The sequence below is a fragment of the Tateyamaria armeniaca genome (assembly GCF_045797845.1).
Taxonomy (GTDB): domain Bacteria; phylum Pseudomonadota; class Alphaproteobacteria; order Rhodobacterales; family Rhodobacteraceae; genus Tateyamaria; species Tateyamaria armeniaca.
Genome location: NZ_JBHDIY010000002.1, coordinates 1,692,639 through 1,704,611, shown reverse-complemented (window position 1 = coordinate 1,704,611; position 11,973 = coordinate 1,692,639). Strand labels below are relative to the sequence as shown.

17 protein-coding genes and 2 pseudogenes are annotated in these 11,973 nt (G+C 60.1%); 10 read left to right on the top strand and 9 right to left on the bottom strand.

Annotated features, from left to right (window positions below):
* Nucleotides 1-18 precede the first annotated feature (18 nt).
* Together rpoZ and folK are read right to left on the bottom strand one after the other, a co-directional pair.
* Nucleotides 19-372 (bottom strand): DNA-directed RNA polymerase subunit omega, encoded by a 354-nt coding sequence (rpoZ, locus tag ACERZ8_RS08615; protein WP_407591816.1) that lies wholly within the window; start codon nt 370-372, stop codon nt 19-21.
* Between the two features lie 73 nt (nt 373-445).
* On the bottom strand, nt 446-1,057 hold the full coding sequence (gene folK / locus ACERZ8_RS08610) for a 2-amino-4-hydroxy-6-hydroxymethyldihydropteridine diphosphokinase (protein ID WP_407591815.1): 612 nt from the start codon (nt 1,055-1,057) through the stop codon (nt 446-448).
* A 109-nt stretch (nt 1,058-1,166) separates the two neighbouring features.
* On the opposite strand from folK, the pseudogene ACERZ8_RS08605 reads away from it, so the two are divergent.
* From ACERZ8_RS08605 to ACERZ8_RS08570, 8 genes and pseudogenes are all read left to right on the top strand, one after another.
* Nucleotides 1,167-1,740, top strand: a pseudogene (locus ACERZ8_RS08605) (LabA-like NYN domain-containing protein).
* Nucleotides 1,741-1,842: 102 nt separating this feature from the next.
* A pseudogene (gene ispH, locus ACERZ8_RS08600) lies at nt 1,843-2,777 on the top strand (4-hydroxy-3-methylbut-2-enyl diphosphate reductase).
* A 68-nt stretch (nt 2,778-2,845) separates the two neighbouring features.
* On the top strand, nt 2,846-3,460 hold the full coding sequence (locus ACERZ8_RS08595; protein ID WP_407591814.1) for a LysE family translocator: 615 nt from the start codon (nt 2,846-2,848) through the stop codon (nt 3,458-3,460).
* Nucleotides 3,457-3,909: a YdeI/OmpD-associated family protein gene (locus ACERZ8_RS08590; protein WP_407591813.1), complete on the top strand. Its 453-nt coding sequence runs from the start codon at nt 3,457-3,459 to the stop codon at nt 3,907-3,909. The genes ACERZ8_RS08595 and ACERZ8_RS08590 overlap by 4 nt, the downstream gene beginning before the upstream one ends.
* Entirely contained in the window at nt 3,906-4,358 is a 453-nt protein-coding gene (locus tag ACERZ8_RS08585) for a DUF3429 domain-containing protein (protein ID WP_407591812.1), read from the top strand. The genes ACERZ8_RS08590 and ACERZ8_RS08585 overlap by 4 nt, the downstream gene beginning before the upstream one ends.
* A complete protein-coding gene (locus tag ACERZ8_RS08580; protein WP_407591811.1) occupies nt 4,355-4,951 on the top strand; it encodes a class I SAM-dependent methyltransferase in 597 nt (198 codons plus the stop codon). The genes ACERZ8_RS08585 and ACERZ8_RS08580 overlap by 4 nt, the downstream gene beginning before the upstream one ends.
* Nucleotides 4,944-5,399, top strand: coding sequence for a ribonuclease HI (gene rnhA / locus ACERZ8_RS08575; protein WP_407591810.1), 456 nt, complete (start codon nt 4,944-4,946; stop codon nt 5,397-5,399). The genes ACERZ8_RS08580 and rnhA overlap by 8 nt, the downstream gene beginning before the upstream one ends.
* 219 nt (nt 5,400-5,618) lie before the next feature.
* Nucleotides 5,619-5,918, top strand: coding sequence for a hypothetical protein (locus tag ACERZ8_RS08570; protein ID WP_407591809.1), 300 nt, complete (start codon nt 5,619-5,621; stop codon nt 5,916-5,918).
* A 45-nt stretch (nt 5,919-5,963) separates the two neighbouring features.
* On the opposite strand, the gene ACERZ8_RS08565 is transcribed toward ACERZ8_RS08570, so the two are convergent.
* From ACERZ8_RS08565 to def (ACERZ8_RS08545), 5 genes are read right to left on the bottom strand one after another with little or no spacing between them, the layout of a single operon-like run.
* Nucleotides 5,964-6,203 carry a hypothetical protein gene (locus ACERZ8_RS08565; RefSeq protein WP_407591808.1) on the bottom strand — a complete coding sequence of 80 codons (240 nt, stop codon included), beginning with the start codon at nt 6,201-6,203 and terminating at the stop codon, nt 5,964-5,966.
* Nucleotides 6,204-6,216: 13 nt separating this feature from the next.
* On the bottom strand, nt 6,217-7,122 hold the full coding sequence (gene fmt, locus ACERZ8_RS08560) for a methionyl-tRNA formyltransferase (RefSeq protein ID WP_407591807.1): 906 nt from the start codon (nt 7,120-7,122) through the stop codon (nt 6,217-6,219).
* A gap of 1 nt (nt 7,123) precedes the next feature.
* Complete coding sequence (def, locus tag ACERZ8_RS08555; protein ID WP_407591806.1) at nt 7,124-7,624, bottom strand: peptide deformylase; 501 nt, start codon at nt 7,622-7,624, stop codon at nt 7,124-7,126.
* Entirely contained in the window at nt 7,624-8,121 is a 498-nt protein-coding gene (gene def, locus ACERZ8_RS08550) for a peptide deformylase (protein WP_407591805.1), read from the bottom strand. The genes def (ACERZ8_RS08555) and def (ACERZ8_RS08550) overlap by 1 nt, the downstream gene beginning before the upstream one ends.
* A complete protein-coding gene (gene def / locus ACERZ8_RS08545; protein ID WP_407591804.1) occupies nt 8,118-8,642 on the bottom strand; it encodes a peptide deformylase in 525 nt (174 codons plus the stop codon). The genes def (ACERZ8_RS08550) and def (ACERZ8_RS08545) overlap by 4 nt, the downstream gene beginning before the upstream one ends.
* Nucleotides 8,643-8,740: 98 nt before the next feature.
* Here def (ACERZ8_RS08545) and ACERZ8_RS08540 point away from each other — a divergent pair, with 98 nt between their 5' ends.
* Entirely contained in the window at nt 8,741-9,910 is a 1,170-nt protein-coding gene (locus ACERZ8_RS08540; protein WP_407591803.1) for a MalY/PatB family protein, read from the top strand.
* A gap of 7 nt (nt 9,911-9,917) precedes the next feature.
* Here the strand turns inward: ACERZ8_RS08540 and ACERZ8_RS08535 are convergent, their stop codons facing one another.
* The gene (locus tag ACERZ8_RS08535; RefSeq protein ID WP_407591802.1) at nt 9,918-10,271 is read right to left on the bottom strand and encodes a hypothetical protein; all 354 of its coding nucleotides are present in this window, start codon (nt 10,269-10,271) and stop codon (nt 9,918-9,920) included.
* Nucleotides 10,272-10,484: 213 nt separating this feature from the next.
* On the opposite strand from ACERZ8_RS08535, the gene ACERZ8_RS08530 reads away from it, so the two are divergent.
* Nucleotides 10,485-11,462 (top strand): glutathione S-transferase family protein, encoded by a 978-nt coding sequence (locus ACERZ8_RS08530; protein ID WP_407591801.1) that lies wholly within the window; start codon nt 10,485-10,487, stop codon nt 11,460-11,462.
* On the opposite strand, the gene ACERZ8_RS08525 is transcribed toward ACERZ8_RS08530, so the two are convergent.
* A complete protein-coding gene (locus ACERZ8_RS08525; protein WP_407591800.1) occupies nt 11,456-11,815 on the bottom strand; it encodes a response regulator transcription factor in 360 nt (119 codons plus the stop codon). The genes ACERZ8_RS08530 and ACERZ8_RS08525 overlap by 7 nt on opposite strands.
* Nucleotides 11,816-11,973 lie beyond the last annotated feature (158 nt).

Genomic DNA, 11,973 nt, shown 5'->3' with positions numbered 1-11,973 from the left:
AAACCTGAATTCTAAGGGTTAACCCTGGCCTTGCGCTGCCATCAGCTGACGCAGAAGCATCTCTTCGGACATGCTGTCTTCGTCAGGCTTGTCCGCTTCGGTGCCCATGAGAAGCGCCATGGCGTCTTCTTCGGCCTCGTCCACTTCGATCTGGGTCTGGTTGGACTCGATCAGGCGCTCACGCAGCTCGTCCGCGCTTTGCGTCTCGTCGGCGATCTCGCGCAGCGACACAACCGGGTTCTTGTCATTGTCACGGTCCACAGTGATCGGCGCACCGGCGGATATCTCGCGCGCGCGATGGGCGGCAAGCATCACCAGCTCGAAACGGTTTGGTACCTTGTCAACGCAGTCTTCAACGGTCACGCGGGCCATGGGGTTGCTCCAGATCAGCAATAATGAACGACAAGCTGCGTATGTAGGCGCGATTCAGCAAAATGACAAGCCGCTATTCCAGTGGCTTGATGCTGTTACGTTCCGTCTCTGGAAGGGCATCGCGCATCTGGATGACGGTCTGTCGGATGATGGGGTGTTTCCAGTCCGGCGCCACGTCGGCCAGCGGGATCAGCACGAACCCGCGCTGGTGCATCCGCGGATGCGGCAGGATCAGCTGGCCGGGCGCCTTTTGCTGTTGCTGATCAAACGGCAGGTCCATCCAGCGGCGCAAAGTGGCGACATCGGGCAGGATCAGATCGTCCATCGCCAGCAAATCCAGATCGATGATCCGCGCGCCCCACCGCTCGGCGCGGCGGCGGCCCAGCCGGGCTTCGATGTCGTGCAGGTTCGCGATGACTTCGCGCGCCGACCAGCCGGATTCAATCGCAACGACGCCGTTCACAAAGTCCGGACCGTTGCCGATCGGGATCGCGGGCGTGGCAAAAAGACGGCTTTGTGCGCAGATCACCGCACCCATTGTTTCCATCTCGGACACGGCCAATTTGAGGGTTTCGGCGGGTGACCTCACGTCAGATTGAACGTTTGACCCTAGGGCAACAAGCGAAAGTGACCGGTTTTGCGGCAGGTTTTCGCCCGTTTTACGCTGAGTAGTGCCTTGCGACATGTTCAAAATCACCTATTTTCGGTTAATCGCCTGTACGAGATTTTACATTCTCACCCACAACACTCACGGAAATAGCAGGCGGTGACCCGAATTTTCGGAAGGATGTTTTATGTTTTACAAAGACGAACGGCTTGCGCTGTTCATCGATGGTTCGAGATCTTTACGCCGCAGCCAAAGCGCTTGGGTTCGACATAGACTACAAGTTGTTGCGCCAGGAATTCATGCGCCGCGGCAAGTTGCTCAGAGCCTTTTACTATACCGCTTTGCTGGAGAATGACGAGTACTCACCGATCCGCCCGCTGGTGGACTGGCTGAATTACAACGGCTTCACCATGGTGACGAAACCGGCCAAGGAATACACCGACTCCATGGGCCGTCGTAAGGTCAAAGGAAATATGGACATCGAACTGGCGGTGGACGCGATGGAATTGGCGCCTCGTGTTGATCACATTGTCCTGTTCTCGGGAGACGGGGATTTCCGTCCACTGATCGAAAGCCTGCAACGTCAGGGCGTTCGTGTGTCTGTGGTGTCGACCATCCGCAGCCAGCCACCGATGATTTCCGATGATCTGCGCCGTCAGGCCGACAACTTCATCGAACTCGACGAGTTGAAGGAAGTGATCGGTCGCCCACCGCGCGAAATCGCACCCGAGCAAAGCGAACGGCTGCAAGCGCAAGGCTGAGCCAAGGCTGTTTACGCCATTTCGGCGGGCTGGACCCGGCCCGCCGAACACCTTACCTCTGGGGGTACGAACGCCCGGAGAGACGCATATGCCAAATCCCCCCTGACCCTGTACCTCGCGGCCCCACGCGGATTTTGCGCGGGCGTGGATCGTGCAATCAAGATCGTCGAGATGGCCATCGAGAAATGGGGCGCACCTGTCTATGTCCGCCACGAGATCGTGCACAACAAATTCGTGGTCGACGGTCTGCGTGACAAGGGGGCGGTATTCGTCGAGGAACTCTCGGACTGCCCCGACGACCGACCCGTCATCTTTTCCGCCCACGGCGTGCCCAAATCCGTCCCCCAAGCCGCACAGGCGCGCGAGATGGTCTTTGTCGATGCGACCTGCCCGCTTGTGTCCAAAGTTCACATCGAGGCGCAGCGCCACGCAGATGCAGGCCTGCAGATGATCATGATTGGCCATGCAGGCCACCCCGAAACCGTCGGCACCATGGGCCAACTGCCCGAAGGCGATGTGTTGCTGGTTGAAACGGTCGAAGACGTGGCAACAGTCACTGTGCGCGATCCGGCCCGCCTTGCCTTTGTCACGCAGACCACGTTGTCCGTGGACGACACCGCCGACATCGTCGCCGCCTTGCAGGCGCGCTTTCCCAACATCGTCGGGCCGCACAAGGAAGACATCTGTTACGCCACCACCAACCGGCAAGAGGCGGTCAAGGCCATGGCCCCGAAATGCGACGCGATGCTGGTGGTCGGAGCGCCCAATTCGTCGAATTCCAAACGACTGGTCGAGGTGGGCGCGCGGGCGGGATGCAAGTATTCACAACTTGTTCAGCGCGCCACCGATATCGACTGGCGCAGCCTCGACGGGATCACGTCGGTCGGCATAACCGCCGGGGCTTCGGCCCCGAAGTGCTGATCAACGAGGTCATCGACGCCTTTGGCGCGCGCTATGACATGACCGTTGAAGTGGTCGAAACAGCCGTCGAAAACGTGGAATTCAAGGTGCCCCGCGTGCTGCGCGAACCTGCCTGACCACTCGATCCTTTACACACCGCGCAAGGGGCGTAGTGTCGCGCCATTATCATTCAGAGGGCGAGCCCATGATTTCGTTGCAATTTCTGCTGACAGCGTTTGTCGTTGTCATCGCGCCCGGAACGGGCGTCATCTATACCCTCGCTTTGGGTCTTGGGCAGGGACGGCGCGCGGCATGGTGGGCGGCACTGGGATGCACGTTCGGGATTGTCCCGCATCTCGCCGCTGCAACGCTGGGACTGGCGGCGATCCTGCACACCTCGGCCTTGCTGTTCAACATCGTGAAGTTCGCGGGCGTCGCTTATCTGCTCTACCTCGCGTGGGGCAGTCTGCGTCAGGGCGGGGCATTGGCCATTTCGTCCGAGACCAAGGCAGAATCCGGATGGCGCATCGCGCGCCGGGGCGCCCTGATCAACATCCTGAACCCCAAGCTGTCGATCTTCTTCCTCGCCCTGCTACCGCCCTTCCTTTCTGGCACGCCGGCGACGGCCACGGCGGAAATGGCGCTGTTGGGCCTTGTGTTCATGGTCATGACATTCGTGGTCTTTGTGCTTTACGGAAGCTTTGCCGCCGCCGCGCGCCAATGGATTCTCGGGTCAGAAACGGTCATGCGTTGGCTTTCGCGCAGCTTTGCTGCCATCTTTGCCGCCCTCGCAGGTCGCCTCGCGCTGGAGCGTGCATGAGCGAGGATTGGTTAACATTCGAGGGCCGCATCGAACCCATGGAATGGGGCAAGAACACCTATACCGTGCTGCGCATCCCCGATGACATAATGGCCGCCCTGCCGGACGACACCCGCCGGATCGAAGGTGAGTTTGGCGATCACCCCGTCAACCTCGCCCTGACCAAAGCCCCCGTCATCGAAGGCGTTTTCGTGTACACCGGCAAGGCGTTTCTGAAGGAAAGCGGTCTTGCACCGGGTGAGACGTTCGACGCGCGCATCCGTGCAGCCGATCCTGATCTGGTCGAGCTGCCGGACGATGTCGCTGCTGCCTTGCGGGCGGCCGGGCGCAGTTCGGATTGGGCCGCTCTGAGCCCCGGCAACCAGCGGGGACGTTTGCACCTTGTCACCTCGGCCAAAAGAGCGGACACGAGGGCCCGACGCATTGCCACCCTGATCGCAGAGCTATGAGACAGATTCCACGCGCGCCCCTGATCCTCGGCCTTCTCGGGCTCATCCCCTTTGTCTGGGGGGCGGCCACTGTGATGGTTGACGATCTGGCCGCACTTGGGGCCACCTATCTGGGGCCGCGTTTCATCGGGCCATATGTGCAGCTTTTCTACGGCTCGGTCATCCTGTCGTTCATGTCGGGCGTCTTGTGGGGCTTTGCCACCAAGGCAAGCGGTATGCAGGCGGCCACGGGCTATACCCTGTCCGTGCTGCCCGCCCTCTGGGCATTCTTCATGACCGGCGGCGGGCCATCCGGAGCAGCCATGAACCTGATCTTTGGCTTTCTGGGCGTGCTGATGCTGGATTTCGCCTTTTCCCGCTGGGGTTTGACGCCGCCATGGTGGATGGCCCTGCGGACCCTTTTGACGGCCATTGTTGTGGCCTGCCTGGCCATAACGGTGATCTCATGAGCGACCGCGAAACCCTGTCCGTCTATGCCGCCAAGGCTGACGAATACGCCAAGATGACCCTTGGAGAAGAGGCAAGCCCAAGCCTGCTGCGCTTTATCGCGGGAATGCCTAAAGGCGCGCGCACGCTTGATCTGGGCTGTGGCCCGGGATTTGCCGCAGGGGCCATGGCTGCGGCGGGCATGGAGGCGCACGCGTGGGATCCGGTGCCGGAAATGGTGGCAATGGCCGCAGCCCGCGACGGTGTGACGGCACGCAAGGCTGTGTACGCCGATTTGACAGAGGTCGCCGCATACGACGGCATCTGGTGCAACTTTTCAATGCTGCACACGCCGCTGACTGACTGGCCGGACCAGTTCGCTGCCATTGCACGCGCCCTCAAGCCCGGGGGTCTGATGCATTTCGGAACCAAGCTGGGCGTCGGTGAAAAACGCGACAGCATCGGACGGCTCTATGCCTATATGACGGAAGAGGCTCTGACGGCATTGCTAGGGCAAACCGGTTTCGACATCGAATATTCCCGCACCGGGGAAGAGGCCGGGCTTTCGGGCGAAATCGCCCCGTTCATCGTTTTGCAGGCCCGCACCAGTGGCTGAGCTCTTTGCCTATACCGACGGCGCATGCTCGGGCAATCCCGGTCCCGGTGGCTGGGGTGTCCTACTGCGCGCGATGGATGGCGGCAAGATCGTCAAAGAGCGCGAATTGAAAGGCGGCGAGGCCCAGACCACCAACAACAAGATGGAACTGATGGCCGCCATCGCCGCCCTTGAGGCACTGGAACGCGCCAGCACCATCACCGTCGTGACCGACAGCAACTACGTCAAAAACGGGATCACCAGCTGGATTCACGGCTGGAAGCGCAACGGATGGAAGAACGCTGCGAAAAAGCCGGTGGCCAATGCCGATCTGTGGCAAAGGTTGGATGAGGCTCAGGCGCGCCATGATGTGACCTGGAAATGGGTCAAAGGGCATGCAGGGCACGCCGAGAACGAGCGCGCGGACGAGCTGGCGCGGGCAGGTATGGCCCCTTTTAAACCCAAATAGCGGGTTTTCTGGCCTACCTCACTTCGGGAATGTTACAGGTTTTGTGAATTGAAAACGCTGATTTTAAACATCTATTTCCAGGACAGATCTCAAATCCTCACTCAGCCCTGCCATTTCCATGACTATTTGTGACCGAACAGTCCCTTATTGTTACAGCCCGCTTCTGCTATCTCTGTCTCAACACGGAACGAACCGACCCACCCGCAGAGGAGAGAAGAGATGCACCTGAAAGCCACGAAAACCCCGCTTTTGATCGCAGCCATGGCCACGGCCATCACCCTGTCAACTTTTGTGCCCGTTAACGCCAAGGTCTATTGGGCGAGTGCGGATGAACAAAGCGCGCAGGTGATCGACGCCAATTTCAAGGTGAAGATCAAGAAGCACAAAAGCTTCAAGCATCACAAACCGCACCATGTCACACCAAAATACGGGCACCGCCACCACTCACACGGCATCAAGAAAAAGCACATCTCTAAACACGATCTGAAGAAAAAGCTGATCCTGAAGAAGATTTTCTAGGGGTCAACACGCGAAACGGTTCGAGGGTCCTCCCCTCGGACCGGGCTAGCGTTTGCGCCAATGGGTCGGCACGATGATCAAGGCGCCCACCGACGATACGACGGCATTGAGGCCGGGGCTGTTGAACCCAAAGCCAAACATCAGGCGGACGAAGTAAAACAGGAACGCGCCACCCACGCAGATGATGATCGACTGCAGGATCCCATTGCGGGTGAACCCCGACTTTTCCGCCAGATAGCCGACGATGCCCGCAATGACGACTGTGCCGATAAGGGTGGGGAACATGGGCGATCCTTTGTTACAGTTGCGTGCCGCGCGGTATCGGATGACCGCGCAGGAAGACATCGGCATCCTGCGCGCCTTTGCCCGCCCGTTGCAAGCGGCTGAGACGCACAGCACCGGTGCCGCAGGCCACGCTCAGCACGTCATCCAACACATGACCCGGCATGCCGCTGCCATCCGCCAGAACCGATCCAAGCACTTTGATCCGCGCGCCGTCCTGCTCGAACCATGCGCCCGGAAAAGGCGACAACCCGCGTATCTGACGATCCACCTCGATGGCAGGACGACTCCAGTCGATCGCCGCCTCCGACTTGTCGATCTTCTGGGCATAGGTCACGCCCTCTTCCGGCTGAACCTCGGGGGTCAGCGTCTCCAACTGCCCAAGCGCCTCTACGATCAGGTCTGCGCCCATATCTGCCAATCGGTCATGCAGGAGGGCCGTGGTGTCACTTGGGCCAATCGGGGTCGCACCGCGCAGCAGGACGGGTCCGGTGTCCAGCCCCGCCTCCATCTGCATGATGCACACGCCAGTCTCGGTATCCCCGGCCATGATCGCCCGGTGGATCGGCGCAGCACCACGCCAACGGGGCAGCAGGCTGGCGTGGATGTTCAGACAGCCATCGCTCGGCGCATCAAGGATCGGCTGCGGCAGGATCAGACCATAGGCAACGACCACGGCGATGTCGGCGTTCAGCGCGGCAAACTGCGCCTGCGCCTCAGCATCGCGCAGGGAGGACGGATGGCGCACGGGCAATCCCAGCGCTTCGGCACGCGTCTGCACCGGGCTTGGGCGATCCTTCTTGCCCCGTCCGGCAGGCCGGGGCGGTTGGGTGTAGACGCAGGCAATGTCGTGGCCCGCGCCGTGCAGCGCCTCAAGCGCGGGCACCGAAAAGTCTGGCGTGCCCATGAAGATCACGCGCATCTCAGCCTACCTTGCGCGCGCGGCGCAGCAGCATATCGCGTTTGACCCGGCCCAGATTGTCAAAATACATCCGCCCCGCAAGATGATCGATCTGGTGCTGGACAGATCGCGCCTCAAGCCCGGTGAAATCACGACGATCCCAGATGCCCTGATCATTCAGAAACCGCACGGCCACCGTCTTGGCGCGCTGGATTTCCGCATGCACACCGGGCAGGCACGGGCTCGCCTCCACTCCGGCCTCACGCGCTTCGCTGGCCGAAAGGACTTCGGGATTGGCCAACAGGATGCGACGCGAGCGGTCCGGGGTAACATCGACAACGGCAAGCCGCAGCATGACGCCAATCTGCGGCGCACCCAGACCAATGCCCTGACCGGGCATGGCGTCCATCGTGTCGACCATATCGGCCCAGATGGCGCGGATGTCGTCCGTGATGCTTTCGACCGTGCCCGCTGGCATGCGCAGCCGCTTGTCCGGCCAGCGCAGGATGGGACGCACAGCCATCAGGCGGCCTCGTAGCGGGAAAGGATATCGGCGCGCTGCGCTTCATCAACCCGGTCGAGCGTCACGATACCATCCAGATGGTCCAGTTCGTGTTGGGCGCACAAGGCGACGAAACCTGTCAGGTCTTCCTCGTGCACGCGCCCGGAAAGGTCCGTCCAGACCATGCGCACCTGTGACGGGCGGCTCACTTCGGCTTCGACACCGGGGATGGACAGACATCCTTCGCCCGCGGTGCTGAGGGTGTCGCTGCGGGAAATGATATCCGGATTGATGCAGATCATCGGGTCGGCATTGCCCTCTTTCCATGTCGCGTCCATCACGAACAGACGCAGCATTTCGCCGATTTGCGGTGCGGCAAGCCCGCGCCCCGGGGCGGCATACATGGTTTCGAGCATATCAGCCGCCAGAACGCGGATATCGTCCGTGATCGCCTCGACCGGCGTGCACATGACGCTCAGACGGTCGTCGGGCCATGTCAGGATCGGGCGCAGCGTCATGCCTTTTCGCGGGCCTTTTCGCGTTTGAACTTGACCATCTTGCGGGTGATCATCTGCCGCTTGAGGGGCTTGAGATAATCAATGAACAGCTTGCCATCGAGGTGATCGATCTCGTGCTGGACGCAGGTGGCCCACAACCCGTCCATGCCTTCGCTATGTTCCTTGCCGTTTTCGTCAATCCAGCGGACCTGCACCTCGGCGGGGCGGGTGACATCGGCGAACTGTTCGGGGATCGACAGGCACCCTTCCTCGTAGACATTGGTTTCGTCCGAAGACGACACAATTTCGGGATTGAACATGATCAGTGGGCGGGGTTTTTCACCCTCGGCCTTGACGCAATCCAGCACGATCAGGCGGGTCAGCAGACCGACCTGCGGCGCGGCTAGCCCGATGCCCGGCGCATCATACATCGTCTCAAGCATATCGTCGGCAAGACGGCGCAAATCGTCCGACAGATCCGTCACGGGTTCGGACGTCTTTTTCAGGCGAGGGTCAGGGTGCAGGATGATCGGGCGTTTCATGTCCCCGATGTAGGACAACTGATCCCGACCCGCAATGTCCCCTTGCGCTTGGGCGCGGCCTTGGTAGCGTGCGCGCTACCAGTTGCAGGAGCCGCCTCATGAGTTTCGACGAGATCATCGACCGCCGCGGAAGCCATTGCGTCAAATGGGACATGATGGAGAAGATCTATGGCGTGCCGCAGGACAAGGGGCTGGCCATGTGGGTGGCGGACATGGATTTCCGCCCGCCGCAATGTGTGCTCGACGCGGTCCAGGCGCAGGTCGATCACGGTGTCATCGGGTACTTCGGGGATGACAGCAAATACACCGCCGCCGTCCAGTGGTGGATGCAGAACCGGCATGGCTGGCATGTCGAGGCCGATCATATCTTTACCACCCATGGGCTGGTGAACGGCACGGCGCTGTGTGTGGATACGTTTACCAACCCCGGCGACGGCGTTGTCCTGTTCACGCCCGTCTATCACGCCTTTGCCAAGGTCATCAAAGCCAACGGGCGGCGGGTCGTGGAATGCGAAATGACGCAAAGCGACGGGCGTTACGAGATGGATTTCAACGCCTATGACGCGCAGATGGACGGGTCTGAGCGGATGGTGATCCTGTGCTCACCGCACAATCCGGGTGGCCGTGTCTGGAGCAGGGCCGAACTGCAAGCGGTCGCGGCCTTTGCCAAACGGCACGAGTTGATCCTTGTGTCGGACGAAATTCACCACGATCTGGTGATGCCCGGCCACACCCATATCCCCATGACGGCGATCGACGGGATCGAGGACCGGCTGGCGATGATGACCGCCACCACCAAGACCTTCAATATCGCCGGATCGCACTCCGGCAATGTGATCATCGCCGATCCTGACCTGCGCGAAAAATTTGCCACGCGGATGATGGCCCTTGGCCTGTCACCCAATTCGTTTGGCCTGTTCATGGCCACAGCGGCCTATTCCCCGCAAGGGGCGGCATGGGTAGATGAACTGGTCACCTATCTGGATGGCAACCGCCGTCTGTTTGATGAAGGGGTGAATGCGATCCCCGGCCTCAAATCGATGGAGCTTGAGGCAACCTATCTGTCATGGGTCAGCTTTGAAGATACGGGCATGGAGCGGAGCGAGTTCACAAGGCGGGTCGAGCAGGATGCCTGCATTGCCGTCAACCACGGGCCGACATTCGGCAAGGGCGGCGACAACTGGCTGCGCTTCAACATCGCAACACCGCGCGCCCGAGTTCAGGAGGCGGTAGAACGGCTGGCCGCTGCATTCGGCGACCTGCAATAGCGCCCGATCAGGTCTGTGCTTCGATCAGCGCAACAGGCGCATCCGCCAACTGCTCAAAATCGAGCGGGGCAGTGTCGGACACCGCGGTCATGCGTTTGAATTCAAATTTCATCTCGCCTGCGTCCTCTTCGGAGGCGACGATCAGACACTGAAACAGGTGGATCGCACCGTCATAAAGGTCGACGAACCCGCGCAGCACTGGCGGAGCCGTGCCGTCCACGGAAAACCCGGTGTCCCACATGCGCAGGACCGGGTGCAGTTTTCCATCGGCAGACAGGCGCAAACGCGATCCCGATTTCAACGATTGCATCCGCGCGCTGTCCAGCCCGGCTTGCACCTCTTTGGGGACAAAGGTTGTCATCGCAATCGCTCCTTCGCATTTCCGTATCGCAAGATGCGGTAAAAAAGATTTCGGTCCAGTAAATTCAGACGCGAAATCGGGAAGCATCCGGGCTGTGACATTCCCGTGACTCACGGTTTGTGCAGGCGCGCAGGTGATGTGCGCGCGTAAATGAGTGGCTTGGGGGCACCGCGTGATCTATGTCCAGACGGACAAGCAGAGCGGAGAGAGACGATGGGATTGTTGGTTGATGGCGTCTGGAAAGACCAGTGGTACGACACCAAATCCACCGGCGGATCGTTCAAACGAAAAGACGCCGTGTTCCGCAACTGGATCACAGCAGATGGCAGTGCCGGACCCTCTGGCGCTTCAGGGTTTGCCGCAGAAAGCGGGCGCTATCATCTATATGTCTCTTATGCGTGCCCATGGGCGCACCGCACGCTGATCTTTCGCACGCTGAAAGGGCTCAAGGATCACATCGCGGTGTCTGTGGTGCATCCCGACATGCTGTCCGATGGCTGGACGTTTCAAACGGATGATCATGGCGCAACCGGCGATCATCTGTTCGGCGCCCCATTTGCGCGCGACATCTACACCCGCGCTGATCCGAAGTTCACCGGCCGTGTCACGGTGCCGATCCTGTGGGACAAAGAACAGGACACGATTGTCAGCAACGAAAGCTCTGAAATCATCCGCATGTTCAATTCGGCGTTCAATGACATCACGGGCAACACCGATGACTACTGGCCGCAAGACCTGCGGGATGCCATCGCGCCGGTCAATGACCGCATCTACGACACTCTCAACAACGGCGTCTACAAAAGCGGTTTTGCCACGACGCAAGCGGCTTACGATGCTGCCGTGCACCCGCTGTTTGACACATTGGACTGGCTGGATGCGCGGCTGTCAGATCGCAGGTATCTGATGGGCGAGCGTGTGACCGAGGCGGATTGGCGGCTGTTCACAACCCTCGTTCGGTTCGATCCCGTCTATCACCTGCATTTCAAATGCAATCGTAAACGGATCGTCGATTACGCTAACCTTTGGGCCTATACGCGCGAACTGTTCCAGTGGCCGGGCGTGGCGGAAACTGTGAACTTTGATCACATCGTGCGCCACTATCACTACAGCCACGAAAGCATCAATCCGCATCGGATCGTGCCGATCAATCCAGACATCGATTTCATGGAGCCGCACGAGCGCGATCAGTGACCGCCGTAATGCGCGACCATCGCCGCGAGGTCTTCGGGCGGTGTGCCAGCAGGCAGGAAAGCACAGGCATTGCTGGCATGGTTAAAGATCGACCCATCTGAGAAGAACGTCGTATCCGTTACGAAAATAACGCGCGCATCCGGGTGGCGGTAGCTGGCAAAGTCGGCAACAGCCAGTGCGCTGCCCTGTTTCAGAACAAGGTCCAGAACGATGATGTCAGCCTGATCGGTGGACAGATACGCCACGGCATCATCCTGGCTCTGGGCCTGCTTCACAGCATAACCCTGCCTTTCCAGGTGTCGCGTCCAAAGCATACCCAGCTCAGGCCGACTCTCTACGATCAAAACTTTCATGGCCTCTCCAGAGCCTGCAGACTTAAGGCTCCATGCTGCGTAAGTGTGGCGTATTCTATTAACAATTCGTTAATGACGGGCTTAATAGCTTAACGCCAGCGCATTGGCTTGCCATTCGTGCGGCAATCCGCTTTTTGCGGGCGCAATTCCGCCGATTT